Genomic DNA, 374 nt, shown 5'->3' on the forward strand with positions numbered 1-374 from the left:
GTGGTAGGGCAGCCCCGCACTGACCGTGCGTGCCCAGACCTCCCCGGTGCTCACCTGGTGGACGGGCAGCCACTCGTCGACGACCCGGGCCGAGTTGTCGGTCGTACGGCGCCACACCTCCCGGTTACGGCGCTCCGCGCTCTCCTCGGCCCGCATCCCGAGCACGTTGGCGAACAACAGCGGGCCGTCCGTCTCCTTCCTGAGCGCGCGGCCCTGCGGGGTGAACCCCTGGTACACCATCCGCGTCTTCCACGGTCCCGTGCAGGTACGGGCCCGACCGAGCCAGGGCCAGTCGCCCCGCTCCGCGATGAAGGTCAGCAGATCGAACGGCACCCGCTCGCCGTCGACTTCACGGCTGCGCCGGACCTCGACAT

At 71.1% G+C, this 374-nt stretch carries 1 pseudogene; it reads right to left on the minus strand.

From position 1 onward, the window contains the following. Positions 1–374: pseudogene (locus TN53_RS42910) on the minus strand (hypothetical protein); the annotation flags it as partial.

The sequence above is a fragment of the Streptomyces sp. WM6386 genome (assembly GCF_000972385.1).
Taxonomy (GTDB): Bacteria; Actinomycetota; Actinomycetes; order Streptomycetales; family Streptomycetaceae; genus Streptomyces.